This is a genomic window from Kocuria sp. CPCC 205235 (assembly GCF_040980905.1).
In the GTDB taxonomy this organism is placed as follows: Bacteria; Actinomycetota; Actinomycetes; order Actinomycetales; family Micrococcaceae; genus Kocuria; species Kocuria carniphila.
Genome location: NZ_JAVKPR010000101.1, coordinates 1 through 545 on the forward strand (window position 1 = coordinate 1; position 545 = coordinate 545).

The 545-nt window shown below is 68.8% G+C and carries 1 protein-coding gene; it reads left to right on the plus strand.

Annotated elements, in window-relative coordinates; translation table 11 throughout:
- On the plus strand, positions 1–545 hold a 545-nt coding region (locus RF638_RS16180), incomplete at both ends, for a M20/M25/M40 family metallo-hydrolase (protein WP_368842481.1).

The window sequence follows — 545 nt, forward strand, 5'->3', positions numbered from 1 at the left end:
CGAGACCGCCCGGATCTGCCGCGAGTTGATCCGCTTCGACACGAGCAATTACGCGAGTGGCGAGGGCAAGGGCGAGCGTGCGGCGGCTGAGTACGTGGCCGAGCTGATCCACGAGGTGGGCCTCGAGGCCCACTACTTCGAGTCCGCCCCGGGCCGCGCGAACGTGTTCACCCGTATCGAGGGCAAGGACCCGAGCGCGGACGCGCTGCTCGTGCACGGCCACCTGGACGTGGTCCCCGCCGCGGCGCAGGACTGGTCCTTGGACCCGTTCGCAGGGGAGGTGCGGGACGGGATGATCTGGGGCCGCGGCGCGGTGGACATGAAGGACATGGACGCCATGATGCTCTCGGTGCTGCGCCACATGCGCCGCACGGGAACCGTGCCCGAGCGGGACATCGTCTTCGGGTTCTTCGCGGACGAGGAAGCCGGGATGCGCTACGGCTCCAAGTGGATGGTGAGCGAACATCCCGAGGTCTTCGACGGTGTCACGGACGCACTGAGCGAGGTGGGCGGGTTCTCCGCGAACATCGGCGGCAAGCGGGCCT